At 70.6% G+C, this 12,437-nt stretch carries 18 protein-coding genes and 2 pseudogenes; 1 reads left to right on the top strand and 19 read right to left on the bottom strand.

Features of this window, described 5'->3' with window-relative positions; translation table 11 throughout:
• Positions 1-116: 116 nt before the first annotated feature.
• From P8A20_RS07195 to P8A20_RS07180, 4 genes are all read right to left on the bottom strand, one after another.
• Positions 117-353 (bottom strand): MarR family transcriptional regulator, encoded by a 237-nt coding sequence (locus tag P8A20_RS07195; RefSeq protein ID WP_306103116.1) that lies wholly within the window; start codon positions 351-353, stop codon positions 117-119.
• A gap of 102 nt (positions 354-455) precedes the next feature.
• Positions 456-773, bottom strand: coding sequence for an esterase (locus P8A20_RS07190; protein ID WP_306103115.1), 318 nt, complete (start codon positions 771-773; stop codon positions 456-458).
• A 100-nt stretch (positions 774-873) separates the two neighbouring features.
• The gene (locus P8A20_RS07185; RefSeq protein WP_306103114.1) at positions 874-1,086 is read right to left on the bottom strand and encodes a hypothetical protein; all 213 of its coding nucleotides are present in this window, start codon (positions 1,084-1,086) and stop codon (positions 874-876) included.
• Positions 1,087-1,173: 87 nt separating this feature from the next.
• Positions 1,174-1,521, bottom strand: a complete 348-nt coding sequence (locus tag P8A20_RS07180; RefSeq protein ID WP_306103113.1) for an SPDY domain-containing protein — start codon at positions 1,519-1,521, stop codon at positions 1,174-1,176.
• A 218-nt stretch (positions 1,522-1,739) separates the two neighbouring features.
• Between P8A20_RS07180 and P8A20_RS07175 the strand changes: the two genes are divergently transcribed.
• A complete protein-coding gene (locus P8A20_RS07175; protein WP_306103112.1) occupies positions 1,740-2,036 on the top strand; it encodes a hypothetical protein in 297 nt (98 codons plus the stop codon).
• Here P8A20_RS07175 and P8A20_RS07170 read toward each other — a convergent pair.
• The 15 genes and pseudogenes from P8A20_RS07170 to P8A20_RS07100 form a co-directional block, all read right to left on the bottom strand.
• A complete protein-coding gene (locus tag P8A20_RS07170; protein WP_306103111.1) occupies positions 2,007-2,495 on the bottom strand; it encodes a hypothetical protein in 489 nt (162 codons plus the stop codon). The genes P8A20_RS07175 and P8A20_RS07170 overlap by 30 nt on opposite strands.
• On the bottom strand, positions 2,456-3,502 hold the full coding sequence (locus tag P8A20_RS07165) for an SPDY domain-containing protein (protein WP_306103110.1): 1,047 nt from the start codon (positions 3,500-3,502) through the stop codon (positions 2,456-2,458). Before P8A20_RS07165 ends, P8A20_RS07170 begins: the two co-directional genes overlap by 40 nt.
• Before the next feature lie 115 nt (positions 3,503-3,617).
• Positions 3,618-4,469 (bottom strand): winged helix-turn-helix transcriptional regulator, encoded by an 852-nt coding sequence (locus tag P8A20_RS07160; protein WP_306103109.1) that lies wholly within the window; start codon positions 4,467-4,469, stop codon positions 3,618-3,620.
• A 24-nt stretch (positions 4,470-4,493) separates the two neighbouring features.
• Positions 4,494-5,246: a large ATP-binding protein gene (locus P8A20_RS07155; RefSeq protein ID WP_306103108.1), complete on the bottom strand. Its 753-nt coding sequence runs from the start codon at positions 5,244-5,246 to the stop codon at positions 4,494-4,496.
• 71 nt (positions 5,247-5,317) lie between these two features.
• Positions 5,318-5,983, bottom strand: coding sequence for a hypothetical protein (locus tag P8A20_RS07150; RefSeq protein WP_306103107.1), 666 nt, complete (start codon positions 5,981-5,983; stop codon positions 5,318-5,320).
• A complete protein-coding gene (locus P8A20_RS07145; protein WP_306103106.1) occupies positions 5,980-6,456 on the bottom strand; it encodes a hypothetical protein in 477 nt (158 codons plus the stop codon). Before P8A20_RS07145 ends, P8A20_RS07150 begins: the two co-directional genes overlap by 4 nt.
• Positions 6,453-7,223 (bottom strand): glycosyl hydrolase, encoded by a 771-nt coding sequence (locus tag P8A20_RS07140; protein WP_306103105.1) that lies wholly within the window; start codon positions 7,221-7,223, stop codon positions 6,453-6,455. The genes P8A20_RS07145 and P8A20_RS07140 overlap by 4 nt, the downstream gene beginning before the upstream one ends.
• Positions 7,220-7,819, bottom strand: a complete 600-nt coding sequence (locus P8A20_RS07135; protein WP_266413438.1) for a DUF4913 domain-containing protein — start codon at positions 7,817-7,819, stop codon at positions 7,220-7,222. Before P8A20_RS07135 ends, P8A20_RS07140 begins: the two co-directional genes overlap by 4 nt.
• 93 nt (positions 7,820-7,912) lie before the next feature.
• Positions 7,913-8,596: a hypothetical protein gene (locus tag P8A20_RS07130; protein ID WP_306105128.1), complete on the bottom strand. Its 684-nt coding sequence runs from the start codon at positions 8,594-8,596 to the stop codon at positions 7,913-7,915.
• Positions 8,514-8,816, bottom strand: a pseudogene (locus P8A20_RS07125) (hypothetical protein); the annotation flags it as partial. The gene P8A20_RS07130 and the pseudogene P8A20_RS07125, both read right to left, overlap by 83 nt.
• A gap of 121 nt (positions 8,817-8,937) precedes the next feature.
• A pseudogene (locus P8A20_RS07120) lies at positions 8,938-9,039 on the bottom strand (DNA cytosine methyltransferase); the annotation flags it as partial.
• 152 nt (positions 9,040-9,191) lie between these two features.
• Positions 9,192-10,364, bottom strand: a complete 1,173-nt coding sequence (locus P8A20_RS07115; protein ID WP_306103104.1) for a DnaB-like helicase N-terminal domain-containing protein — start codon at positions 10,362-10,364, stop codon at positions 9,192-9,194.
• On the bottom strand, positions 10,361-10,591 hold the full coding sequence (locus P8A20_RS07110; protein WP_030125655.1) for a hypothetical protein: 231 nt from the start codon (positions 10,589-10,591) through the stop codon (positions 10,361-10,363). Before P8A20_RS07110 ends, P8A20_RS07115 begins: the two co-directional genes overlap by 4 nt.
• Positions 10,588-11,856 carry a type IV secretory system conjugative DNA transfer family protein gene (locus P8A20_RS07105; protein ID WP_306103103.1) on the bottom strand — a complete coding sequence of 423 codons (1,269 nt, stop codon included), beginning with the start codon at positions 11,854-11,856 and terminating at the stop codon, positions 10,588-10,590. The genes P8A20_RS07110 and P8A20_RS07105 overlap by 4 nt, the downstream gene beginning before the upstream one ends.
• Before the next feature lie 79 nt (positions 11,857-11,935).
• Complete coding sequence (locus tag P8A20_RS07100; RefSeq protein WP_306103102.1) at positions 11,936-12,376, bottom strand: hypothetical protein; 441 nt, start codon at positions 12,374-12,376, stop codon at positions 11,936-11,938.
• Between the last annotated feature and the right edge of the window lie 61 nt (positions 12,377-12,437).

Here is a 12,437-nt window from a genome sequence, read left to right as displayed (position 1 = left end):
GGACCGACTCGATGGCGTTGCTGGCCGAGCATCGCGGTGGTGGTCGAACGGAACGGTAGGGAGAGGATCTGCGAATCGGGCGTCGCACGCGCACCCCATGGCGACTAGGGAACCGGTCAGATGGCGGGTGTGTCCTCCGGTCGGGCGGCGCGGTGCAGGTCGCTGCGAAACCCCCGGCCGACCGGCCTCCAATTATGGAATGTGGACGGCTCCCAGCGGGGACGGTCCGGCGTGCTGTCGTCGTCGGGCGAGGGCAGGCTGCCCCGGCTCTTGCGGCTGCGGGTCGCGCCGACGCTGATACCCAGGTGGGCGGCGACCTCCGGGTATTCCCAGAGCCTCTGGTCGTCGGCCATGGTGTTCTCCTTCGTCAGGTCGAGCGTACGCAACGAACGGGTGGACGCACGACGAGGCCGCCCCTGCCTGAGCGGCATGGGGCGGCCTTCGGCGGTCCTCGGTCAGACTCCGGAGAGCCGGTTGGAGAGGTCGAGTGCGTCGGTCGCGAATGAGAGGGCGGCGCATAGGCCGGTCACCTCGTACAGGGTCGGACGGACCAGGCGTGGCCAGTCGTCCGGGGCGGCGAGCCAGGAACCGAGGAGCACCTCGGTCGTGGTCAGCCCCAGGTACGCCGTGACGTCCCAGCCGCTGCGCGAAGCGGGCTCCCAGCGCAGCCGGATGCGCCCGAGGGGAAGTTGGGGGGTTTCGGCAGCGAGCCAGGTGATGTCGAGGGGGCCGTCGGGGCGGGCGGAGATGCGCTGGAGAAGCGCGCTGTGCACGCCGTACGGCATGGGGCGCGCGGCGACATCGTGCAGCGCGAGACGGGGCGCGGGGCGCGAGAGGGACGAGATGGAAGCCTCCGTGGTGGTAAGGGAGCGATCAAGCCCAGTTGAGGGCATCGCGCGCCCCCACCGGGAGGTAGTCCTCCTGACCGTCATCGGCGATGTACGCCTTGCCGTCACGGACGACGACTTTGGCTCCGACGAAGTGGGCGAAGGGGAAGTCGGGGTTGATGGCGAGACGGACAGGCAGGTTGGGGTCGAGTTCCTGGAGCTGGCGGAGCAGGTGGCCGACGGTCAGATACTGAGGCAAGGGAAACTCCGAGAGCAGTGGGGGACAGGGCCGGAACCAGCGCGGTGCAAGGGGCGGCCGTCGTTGGCCCGCCCCGTGGTCTGGCGGTCAGCGCGAGGAGTGGGTGACGAGGGCGGCGAGGAATCCGGCGACGGCCTCGGAAGGGGTATGGACACCGAACTCCTGGACCCACACCTCGCCGTCGGCGGGCAGCACCTGGACGCGCCAGACGATCTCGCGCGCCCAGGCGGAGGGGTCTTCGGGAAGCCAGCCGACGTAGACGCCCCCGTCCGGGCTGGTCATGTGAATGTTGGCCTCCGGGGTCTCGGCGATCGTCCAGCCGAGAGCGTCCAGGAGGTCGAGCATCGGAGCGGCGCAGTGGTCGGAGGCGAGCCAGAGGCGGTCTTCCACGGCGGGGCGGACGACGGCGGGCAGGAGGGTGGCAGAGACGTTCACGGTTGGACGATCCCTTCGTTGACCTGCGGTTTTCCCGACACCCGTACGTTGGCATGTGGCATGCCGAAGTGCGTAGTCGTTTCCCCGGGGATGCCGTCTGCCGCGGGCGAACTGGAGACCACCAGCGAGCGGTCGGCGGGACGGGAATGGATCGGCGACCGCGGTTGTCGTACCTGGGTTGCGGTGAGGGACCGCACGTTGGTGAAGGGGAACAGAGGATGGCCGAGGCGAGCAGACACTGGGACGGCGCCGAACTGGAACGCAAGATCCGCGCCGCCGGAAGGCCCTGGACCGTGGGCGACATCGCGATGGTCGCCGACGGCCAGTGGGGAGTCGGCGCACAGCCCGACCGGTGGCCGGACGAGGAGACGGTGGAGCGCCGGGTCGCCGAAGGCCGGCGCGTGGAGCTGACAGTGGAGGAGCTGGTCCGCGCGGTGGGCCCCCGGGCCGAAGAGGGCCCCCGCGAGGGAATCAGAGCTAAGCGTTCAACGTCGGGGCCCCGTGGTGGGCACTGACGGCCCTACGATCTCCGCCGGAGAGGACGGTTCGGGCACGGCCCCCGGGGCGTGCCGCGTCTGCCCGGAGCGGGCGACAGCGGCCTGAGCCAGCCGAACCGCCGGTGATTCAACCTCGGGTGCGGCGGCCTCCCGAGCCTCCACCACGCGCCGGATCGCCTGGAGGTACGCACGGCTCTCCGCGTGGGCGACGCGGAGCTTGACCGCCGTTTCGGTGATCCGGTCGAGTTCGTAGAAGTCAGGCACGTACCCATGCCGGGACAGGGCGTGAAGACGGTCCTCGTGAACGGTTACCGCGCTATCCGTGATGGCCAGGGCCGCGCGGGTGTACATGGCGCAGCGCAGGAGCGGGTCCTCGCTGGGGCGGCGGGCCCCTAGGACCTCAAGAGCTTCGATGGGCTGGCCCCAGGCATTCTCGATCATGGCCGTGGCCTGGTCGAGCATGGTGGTGGTGGGCATGGTGGAATTCCTGTTGGGCGGGGACGGTCGCGAGTGGAGTGCGGCCTGGGGTGGGAGTCAGCGTCCGCGCCGGGGCGCCGGCGAGCTGGCCGGCAGCGGGCAGAGGTCGCGGGCGCGGGGTGTCCCGTCCGTTTCTGCGCCGCCCCCGTGGAGCGGCTCTGCGCGGCCAACACCCGGAGGTCGGCTGCTGTGCGTGGTGCCCGCGCGGCACGGTGCACGGCCTGGGTGACCGCGGTGCGACGTACGTCCAGCGGAGTCGGAGCGCGTGAAACCTGAGCCTCGGCGATCGGCGTGGCCGAAGCGACAGGGGTCATCGTGACCAAGTGCTGCATCCGCCGGTCGACTTGGTGGCGTTCACGGACCACCGGGGTCGACTTCGCCATCACAGCGGCGGTAGCGGCGATCAAGTGGGAAGGGGTGCGGGCCGTGAATGTCGCCTCGGCACGAGTGCCCCAGCCCGGCGGGCCAGCCCACAGCTCAACGGTCGTGCGGTCGGAGCCGTAGCCGCGCCGATCGATAAAGATGCCCGCTTGGTCGTCAGGAGCGATGATCTCGACGGTGCCGAGTTCAGCAGCTCCGTCAAGGTTCCAGCCGGCATCGGTCAGCGGCCGGACGGTGTCCCTCCAGGGGACGGTTGGTCCTGTCAAGAAGCAGCCGGGGGTGTCGGAGGCGATGGCTTCGTCGTAGTCCTGGACCAGTGCGGCGGTGAGGCCGGCGACCATCTCGGCCGGGGTGACGTGGTTGAACGTCGCCGTCCAGCGAGGCGCCGAGAAGGCGTCCTCGGCTGCGCTGATCTTCCACAGTTCGAAGTCGTCGCCGAACCAGCCGATCCGAATCCGTTGGTCGGGAGAGGTCACGAGGAGCTGGCAGGGGCCCTCATCGAGGTACTGATGGGGCCAGTGGGCGACGGGCTCGAAGCCAGCCTCGCCGGTCCCGTTGGAACCAGCCAGATACATGGGGCTGACCAGTACCTCTTGGTACCGGGTCGGGTCATCAGGGGCGTACATGGTCGAGTCTCCGGAAGCGAAGGAGGAGAACGGATCCGCGTATGTAGCGGCGGGAGCCGCCGGAGCGCACGCGGATGCAGTAGCGGCGGCGAGTGGCCTTTCGTTCTCACCCCCGTCACCGGCCCCGGCCCGGTGCCGACTGAGCGGTCACGGCCGCCGGCACCCGCGGTTCCGGCTGAGGCGCGTGGCTGAACATGACGTTCGACGCGGCGGCGCTCCGTCGTAGGGCCGCCGCGGACCGGGCGCTGTCGGCTCCCGCCCCCAGCGGAATGCTGACGTGGGTGCGCGTGGCTGCCGCTGCCGGAAGCGGTGCCGCTGTTCCACCTCGCAGCGCGAAGGGCTGGCTCCAGTGCTCGACACTCGCGTAGACGGCCCCCAACGCCTGGCCGGCATCGGTGAGCACGTACGGGTCTCCGTGCCGGGAGCCCGTCCGCGTGACCAGGCCATCGGCCTGAAGCCGGACAAGTCGCTGCCGTGCGAGGCCGTTGTCCAGACCGGCCGCCTCGGCGATGTGAACGAACCGCATCTGGCCGTCAGCCGAATCGAGGGCCTGAATCACGGCAGTTGAGTGCCGAAGATGCAGGCGGCGCAGCGCGTCCTCGACACGCTCGGCTTCGGCCATCGGTTCTTGTGTCAGGTGGGTGCGGGACCAGTCCGAGACCGTGCGGAGGACGGGGGCCAGAGACGTGCCGAGCGCGCTGAGCCGGTACGGCGCGCCCCGCCGGTCGTCATCGCGGATCACCAATCCGTCAGCGTGCATCGTGGCCAGCCGTTTGCCGACGAACTGCTCACTGACGAAGGGGAGCTGCGCAGCAGCGTCCCGGACGCGCACGGGGCCGTTCACCTGGGCCAGGGTCATCGCGGACCAGGTGGTCCACTTGGGCCCGATCCGGGCGAGAGCCTCCTCGACGTGCTGGGCGTCGATGGAAGCGATGGAGAAGGTGGGAGGCAGGCCGGGGGTAGCCATGGTGGGGTCCTTATCGGGATGAGGTCAGCGTGAGCGGGGGGTCGCGAGGGAGGCCCTGGCGACGGGCACGGCGGCCGGGTCGGAGAGCGCGCCTGACGTGTTCCGCGTGGTGGTGCGGCCGAGGGCGGCGGACACCCGGGAGGTCGTCGCGCGACCATCACGCAGGGCGGCTTCCCCCTGCGCAGTGAGCGAGAGGAGCTGGCCGGGCCGGTACACGTTCTCGGTGATGTCCTGATGCAGTAGACCGTCGGCGACCAGCCGCTGCACGGTCTGCGGGAAGACCGCCGAGTCCTGCCACTGGGCCTTCTCCCGCGAGATGTACGGGTCCTCGCCGATCGCGTTGCGGCGAAAGCGAACACCTCCGGCCGCAACCGCTTCGAGGGCTACCAGCCCGCGCTCCCCGGCGACGGCCCAGCCGTCGTCCCGGTGGGGCCTCGTCTTCTGGCCCTGCCCGTGGCTCTTGTTGCTCGCGTGTTGAGCAGGCTCGGGCGAGGAAAGAAGCCGGCGGTAGGCGGACAGGGACTCGACGAGCTGGCTGTATGCCCGGTCCTGCTGGGCCAGGCCGTCTCCGAGGTCCGGGAGAGCTGTGCGCAGCAGCGCGCATGAGACCTGGGCTCGGCCGACTTCACCCCGACCAGTGCCTTCGAGCAGCCGCTGAGCGCGCTGGACCGCGTTGAGCACGCTCTCGTGTCGCTCGTCCAGCGCCGCTGCGGCTTCGATGACGCGTGTAGCGGCCTGGTGCAGCGGCTCCTCCGGACCATGTGCGAGGGCGTGCACGCTGACATCCCCGACACCGAGCACTTCGACGACGAGATAAGGCCCAGGGTTTGTGTCTGCGTCGTACGGGTTCACTCCGTCGTCTCCATCCGGGCGAGCAGGGAGCGGACCAGAGCGGGCAGGCTCCCGGGATCGTTGTCGAGCCGAGGACGGTCGCTCACTTCGCTGAGGAGATTGGCGTCATCGAGCAAGCCGCTGGAGATCTCCATGCAGGCGTCGGTGATCCGGGCGGCGGCGAGCAGCGACTGGGAGAGAACCTCGACGTAGTCGTCCGGCGCGAGGCCGGCGGCCTCGGCTGCGTTGCGGACCGCCTCCAACTCAAGTGCGTTGAAGACGAAGTCGAACTCGTCGTCCCGCTCCGTGCCACCGGGCGCGGCGACGATCGGGGCGCGTGGCTCCGTGGGTATGCCCACGCGGGTACAGATCTCATCGACCGAGGAGGTGAGCTCGGCGAACGACTCGGTGAGCCACCCCAGCGCGGAGGCGTAGGAGGCCAGAGCGAACAGGCCCGCCGAACCAGCAGGGCGTGGCTCGGTGGCCACGAAGCCCTCGAACCGGTCGTTCAGCTCGGTGATCACGCGGGGCCCAGCGGCCAGCGGACCCAAGACGGGATGCAGGTAGGAGCGGGCGGCGGCCGTCGGGTACTCGGCGGCAGGGATGCCGCCGACGTTCTGAGCGGCCTCGGTGAGGAGATCCGCCAGCTCTGAACTGGTGAGCGCAGTACGGTCGTTGGTCATCGCTGGGCAACCTTTCGAGAAGCAGTGGCCGAGGGCGGCGCTGGTGACGGGGCAGCCGCGCGGCCCGTTGTCGGCCGTTCGGTGGTGAGCGTCGAGCGAGACCGGGCGGCCTGCACGCGGGCCTCCGTGGCGGAGTCCGGGCCGACCCCTTGCTGGGGCTCGGTCCGTAGGTGGGCCGCGCGGTAGACCGCGTAGTCCTTCCGGCTGCCAGCCGCCACGAGGTAGATCTCGCGCTTGTGGGTCGAGGTCGGTGGCGCTTGGCGGAACTGGATGACCAGCCGGTAAGAGACCTCCGGGTCGACGTACACCTTGTGGAAGCCGGAGAGGCGGCCCTTCAACGGCAAGCAGTCGTCGCTTCCGTGGACCAGGTTCTGCAGCTCCAGCAAGGCCAAATCGCGCATCTCAGAGGGGAGTTCCCGCAGGTCGGCGATGGCGTCAGGGTGCGCGGCGAAGACGAAGCGGGCGCGGCTCACAGCAGCCTCCCTTGGACCGCGCGCTGGACCGGTACCGCCGCTGACGCGCGGGGCGCGTCGAGCCCGGTCTGCGGTGTCGGAGAGGTGCCGGCGGACCGGGAAAGGGCGATGCGGGCCCGGACGACAGCACCGTTGTGGTCGCTGTACTCCGGAGGCTCGGGCAGCGGTTCACTGCGCTCGTGCAGCCAGGTCTGGGCGACGCCGACGTCGGGGAATGCGCCTTCGCGCATCGTGTACGTGCCTGCACCGTGGTTCCACTCCTCGTAGAAGAGGCGAACCGATGCCTGAGTGGCCTGGGAGTCGTTGACGAGTGTCCACGCCTCGCTGGGGTTGTCGTCAGAGGTGTAGGTGTCGAGGACCTCGTAGCGGATGCCCGACTTCTGGATCTGCTGTTCCACCTGGAGGGTGAGGTCGTCGACGGGCTCGATGTAGTCGCCACCGTGCAGTGCGATCCGTTCGAGCGGGCAGCCGCGTTCTGCCAGCCAGTTCTGTGCGAAGGAAGCCGTGGCGTGGTGACTCGTCTCGAACGTGAACGTGGACTGCCGCAGATCCCGAGCGACCGCGATCGCAACGAGCTGTGGCTCGCCGGGTATCCCCCAGGTGACCGATCGGTCGTGGGCGAGGACGAAGCTGTGCGAACCGTTGGGCGTGGTGTGGTGCTGGGACAGCACCGTCAAGTCGCCAGACCAGAGGGCCTCCATCGCCTCCTCGGAGCCGTCGTTGACCGGCGAGAGATCGTCGAGGCCGAAGTCGAGAACGTCGTTCACGCCGCCACCCCCGCCTGCTCGGGCGCCGGGGTGGCCAGCACCCGGTGGTTGGGGCGAGTTGCGCTGGTCGTGCAGGCCGCGAAGGGTCCGTCGGGTGCACGCAGGTGCGCCAGGGTCTGGTCCAGGTGGTCGCGGTGCCAGGTCGAGGGGCCGGACAGGCCGGCCTCCGTGTCGGTGAACTGCTGCCAGGCGAGCCAGAGTGCGTGGAGCCGGGCGACGGCCTCGGGGTGTTCGTGCCAGTGCGCGCACCAGGGACGGCTCGTGCTGATCTCCCGGCCGTACACCGGCAGGAAGAGGTAGTTCACCCAGTCGCTGAGGGCAGCGAGTTCGACGGCATATTCCTTGCCGCCCAGGGCGAGCATGAACACCGAAGCGGGGCCGTCGGGCGTCTTCCCGTCAGCCGCCTCGGCTTCCGGAGCGCCGTCCGGCGGCTGGATGGCGCCGGATTCGGGCTCGGAGCCGAGGCGGTCGAGGATGACGCCGTGCTGCCTGACCTCGGCCATGGTCTTGGCGAGGGTGCTGGCGAGGTCGTCGAGGTCTGCGTCGGGGACGCGGTACGGCTCGGGGCCGGGGGAGGTCGGGCTGGTGTCGGCCATGGGGGTGTGCTCCATCTGTGAGACGGCGACATGCCCGAGAGGATCCGGAGAATCAGCGGTTTGGTCCGGCCGGAGGAACGCGGTAGTGGAGCGCTATCGGTCGGCGCAGCGGGGACAGCGGGGGAAGGGTGGTGCCAGCAACTGCAAGGCATGCGAAGCCTGTTGTGGGACGACGCCGTTGCCGAGCGCGGTGAGCTGCGCTGGACGGCCGAGCCCCGGAGTCGCGGTGACCCAGCCGGCGTCGAGGCCCTGCATCCACTCCACGAAGTCCGCGCGGAGCCGACCGGCCGTGTCCGTGGGGGCCGGGGCCGGGCGGGTGAGGCTCTCCCATCGGGTGATGGCGGATCCGTACGCTCCCCATCGCCGGTCCGCGCCCCCGCCTCCGGCGTCTCCTCCGCCCAGAGGGGCAGGACCACCGCCGACAAGGGAGGCCGCCATCCCTTCCCGGGGCGGCGGGCCGGGGTGCCCGTGTCGCTGGCCCTCGGGGTCGGCAACAGAGACGCAGCGGCACTGGGCAGGGTCATGTCGCCATTGCCGTGCCGCTGGTTCGGCGAGCCCTTGATTCCGTCCGACGCCTTCGGGGTCGGCAGCAGCCACTCGACCTCGTCGGCCAGGTTCGGACCGTGCCCCCCGCTCTTCCGCTTCGATGGATGCTGGCTGCCGCCGTTCTTCCCGATGTTGCTGGTCGGCGTCTTCAGCAGGGTGCCCGGCGGGCCATGCGGCGAGGAAGGTCCGCTCGCGGCGGTGCGGGGCCCCGACGTCGGAGGCGCGAAGCACGAGCCACTTCGCGTCGTACCCGAGGTCGGCCAGGGATCCGAGTACGGCACCGAGTGCCCGCAAGAGGAGGCTGACCTGCGGTGTTTCCCAGACACCACGGGCAGGGTTCCACGTCGCCAGGGGAACCGGCGGGGGAGGTGAGGAGGCCGCGCACATTCTCGATCACAACCAGGCAGGGTCGGAGGGCCGCGACCGCACGGGCGACGTGCAGCCAGAGCCCGGAGCGGGTCTGGGTGTTGAGTCCGGCCCGGCGGCCGGCGACCGAGACGTCTTTGACAGGGGAAGCCGGCCGTCAGGACGCACACCCGGGGGACGGTGGACCAGTCGACGGCGGTGATATCGCCCAGGTTCGGGACGCCGGGCCAGTGGCGGGCCAGGATGCGTGAGGCCTTCGGGTCGACCTCGGCGTGCCAGGCGAGCGTGCCGCCGAGCGCGGACTGCACGCCCAGGTCGAGGCCGCCGTACCCCGAGCAGAGAGACCCGATCAAGGGGGTGGCGAGGCTCGGGGCCGTGACGCGTAGGTCCGGCGCGGCTGCGGAGATGGGGTAGATCAAGGCGAGTTCCAGGGGCAGAAGAGGCTGTTGAGGAGGGGGTCTCACGGGTGGCCGCGCGAGGGTGGTCGGGCTATCGACAGCGTGGGGAGACGGCTGGCCGGGACTGGGGGTGACGCGCCTGGGCGTGGTGTGCTGCGGGCGCGGGCGGCCTTCACTCGGTCGGGCGGCGGCTCGGCCGTCGGCGGCGCGGATGCCGTGGCCTTCGGAGCCGGACTGCTGTTCGCGGTGGCCCAGCGGGCACGTAGCTCGTCGAGCGGACCGAGTTCGTGCAGGGCGTGGTTGATCAGCCGGCCGGGCCCCAGAACCTCGTCCTGGGCCAGAGTCCGGATGGCTCGCGCGGAGGCGGCGGCGGTGCGGGTGACGGCGGAGCGCATCACCCGCTGTCCGAACCAGTCAGCGCTTCCGGGGACCATGCCTTCGCAGACGGCGGTCAGCTGCTCGCTCGACACAGTGCCGTCGGCCAGCAGACCGCGTCGCTGGGCCTCCCAGAGCAGGGTGATCCGGTCGATGGGTTCGCCTCGGTGGTGCAGCGCGCCCAGGCACCGGTAGAGCTGCCCGTGGGTAGGGTGGGCGAAGTCTCCCGGCCGCAGCCAGGCCACCACCTCGCCCATGGCCCCCGGCTGTTCGGCGAGGACGGCCAGGAGGAACCGCTCGTCCTCGGCGACTTGGCCGCTCTGCGCCGGAGGCGGGATGTCCGTGGCGGCAGAGGGCCCAGCGGTGGGTGGGACCGGTCGAGGGTCGGTTCCCCAGCGTCGTGCAAGGTCGGTGAGTACGCCGGTCAGGACGTCCGCCGTGCGCAAGGCTCCCTCGACCTCGCCCTGGACGGCGTCGGCCCGAGCCGCTTGGTGGAGACGGATCGCGTGCTGGGCGACGGTGCGGTGAATCGCCCCCTCCAGCACCATGCGTCCGTACACCGGTGCGTGCTCGGTTCGGGGACACGCCTGGATCAGAGTGTGGGCGTACGCCGCGGTCAGCCCGCGCACGTGCTGTCCGGCCTCCTCGACTGCGTCGGTCACCCACGACAGCGGCAACGGACCATCGGCCGAGAGCGCGGGATGCCCGTCGTTGCGCAGCTTGCGGAGGGCGGCGAACAGCGCCTGGTGGACGGGCCGATAGAAGTGGTCCGCAGCGAGCCACTCCAGGTGCGTGAGCTGCTTGGGGTCGAGGAGGGCGGCACCGAGGACCGCCTGCTCGGCACTCATCAGTGGGTTCACCGCCGGCCTCCGGGATCAACGGAGGACGCCTCGTCCTGCCGGATGAGGAGGTCGGTGACTGCCTGGTCGGCAGCGGCCATCGACAGCGCGAAGTCGTCCAGGGCGGCGGTGAAGGCGGGATCGGAGGCGGGGACCGAGTCGGCCCCGCCGTCAAGCCACCACCGGCCACCGCGCAGGACGACCGGAGCGTGGGCCAACCGCCCTTGCTGTGGTGTGGGCGCGCTCATGCCGACAGTCCAAGGTCGTCCTGGTCGATGCTTTTCGCGAGGGCACGCTCGGTGATGGCCTTCGTGGCGCGAGCGGAAGCCGGGCCGACCACCTTGGCGGAGGGCTCCTTGTACCAGGGCTTGAGGTTGAGCATGGCGACCCGGATGCCGGTGGCCAGCAGCAGAACCTTGCCCTTGGGTAGGGCGCGGATGGCGTCCGGCGGAAGGATCCGCTCCGTGCGCATGCTCACCGAGGTGGACTTGCCGCCCTCGCTGGTCGACACCGAGGTGGTCTGGACGTCGTGATCGCCGACCTGACGGCTGAGCCGGTCGGTGAAGTCCGCGTCATCGATGCCAGATCCGATGATCTTGATGGTGGCGGCGGAGTACAGGGCGTCCATACCGGCCTCGCCCCAGCACCGCTGGCCCTGACGGTAGGACTGCAGGATCGTCATCGGGATGACGCCTCGGCTGCCCAGGTGGCTGTAGAGATCCGGGAGGTCCGAGATGCGGCAGACGTTCGCCGCCTCGTCGAGGACGCACAGGGCGGGCGGGTCGAGTCGCCCGCCGGAGCGCTCGGCCACGATCACGGCCGCGCGCATCACGGCGTCGGCCGCTGCCGCGATGATCGCGGACGCGCTGCCGCCGCCGTCCTTGCTCAGCAGGTACAAGGTGTCGCGGGACGTGGCGAAGGCGAACGGCCGGAACTCGGGAAGGTCGTCGTTGGGGGTGACCCAGGCGGCGACGTCCGGGTCGAGCAGGCAGCTCGCGTACTGCCTCGCGGTCTCATAGATGCCGTCGCGCGTTTCGGTCGCGCCGGAGACGGTGCCCTGGAGCTGGGCGGCGACCGCATGGTGGCCGGCGTCGGTGAGCAGGTCCACCGGGGTGCGGTCGGCCGGCATCGCGAGCCAGGCCAGGACGTCGGTGATCGGCCGCCGGTGGGACGCGGCGGCGAGGAAGAGGGCACCGAGGGTGTTGCTCGCGGCGGTGGACCAGAAGTCGGAGCCGCTGGACTCGTCCACGCTCGCGGTCACGAAGTGCCCCGCCAACCTCTTAGCCCCGGCGAGATCGCGGGCGTCAGCGAGGATGTCCCACCACATCTCGCGCGGGTGGTGGGCGATCTGCTGCGGATCGAGGGTCCAGATCGTGCCGACCTCGGCACGGGCGTCCACCGTGGTGGTGAAGGCGTCGTTCGCGGCTTTGTTACTGGTGAGCAGGACTGGGCCCGGTGCCGAGAGGATCGCGGGGATCGCCAGCCCGGACGTCTTGCCGGAACGCGGGGCCATGATCGCGACGATCACGTCCTCCCAGGACGCGCGGACCTCCGCACGACCGGGATCGAGGGTGCCGAGCAGGATGCCGCGGTCAGCGGGCAGGACCTCTTTTACTCTCCCGGCCGCCCAGGCTCGGGCGCAGGCTCTTCGCCTTGGCGACGATCTCCTTGTCCAGCAGCGGCGCCAGGTCCGCCTTGCGGGCGAGGCCGGACTTGGACCCGGCACGCCAGCGCATCCACAGCACGGCAGCGGTGACGACCAGGGCAACGGTGAACAGGGCGGGGACGACGCGGGCGCCGACCATCAGCATGCTGGTGCTCAAGGCCGGCCACATCACCTCCGGGCGCAGCAGCGCGTCCGTGACGCGGAAGGGGGCCCATGTTCCGCTCCCGACGAAGGTGTTGGTGAGATTTCCGGTCAGCCAGGCCAGGGAGCCGAAGGCCATGGCGGCGCCGAGGATGCCGAACAGGAGGTAGAGGAGCGCGTCCGACCCGGTGGTGGTCGAGGGCGCGCTGGTGCGCGGGGAAGGCACGGCGGTTCCTTGGGTGTGCGAGCGGGCAGGGGCGGGGCGCGCTCGGCTCTCGTGCAGCTCA

This window comes from Streptomyces sp. Alt3 (genome assembly GCF_030719215.1).
Classification (GTDB): domain Bacteria; phylum Actinomycetota; class Actinomycetes; order Streptomycetales; family Streptomycetaceae; genus Streptomyces; species Streptomyces glycanivorans.
The sequence above is the reverse complement of the archived record's forward strand: the minus strand, read 5'-3'. Positions and strand labels throughout refer to the sequence as shown.

What these genes read in the sequence shown, in the direction of transcription:
- P8A20_RS07195 (WP_306103116.1), bottom strand. Translation starts at nt 353, where the DNA reads ATGGCCGACGACCAGAGGCTCTGGGAATACCCGGAGGTCGCCGCCCAC.
- P8A20_RS07175 (WP_306103112.1), top strand. Translation starts at nt 1,740, where the DNA reads ATGGCCGAGGCGAGCAGACACTGGGACGGCGCCGAACTGGAACGCAAG.
- P8A20_RS07170 (WP_306103111.1), bottom strand. Translation starts at nt 2,495, where the DNA reads ATGCCCACCACCACCATGCTCGACCAGGCCACGGCCATGATCGAGAAT.
- P8A20_RS07165 (WP_306103110.1), bottom strand. Translation starts at nt 3,502, where the DNA reads ATGTACGCCCCTGATGACCCGACCCGGTACCAAGAGGTACTGGTCAGC.
- P8A20_RS07160 (WP_306103109.1), bottom strand. Translation starts at nt 4,469, where the DNA reads ATGGCTACCCCCGGCCTGCCTCCCACCTTCTCCATCGCTTCCATCGAC.
- P8A20_RS07150 (WP_306103107.1), bottom strand. Translation starts at nt 5,983, where the DNA reads ATGACCAACGACCGTACTGCGCTCACCAGTTCAGAGCTGGCGGATCTC.
- P8A20_RS07135 (WP_266413438.1), bottom strand. Translation starts at nt 7,819, where the DNA reads ATGGCCGACACCAGCCCGACCTCCCCCGGCCCCGAGCCGTACCGCGTC.
- P8A20_RS07110 (WP_030125655.1), bottom strand. Translation starts at nt 10,591, where the DNA reads ATGAGCGCGCCCACACCACAGCAAGGGCGGTTGGCCCACGCTCCGGTC.
- P8A20_RS07105 (WP_306103103.1), bottom strand. Translation starts at nt 11,856, where the DNA reads ATGGCCCCGCGTTCCGGCAAGACGTCCGGGCTGGCGATCCCCGCGATC.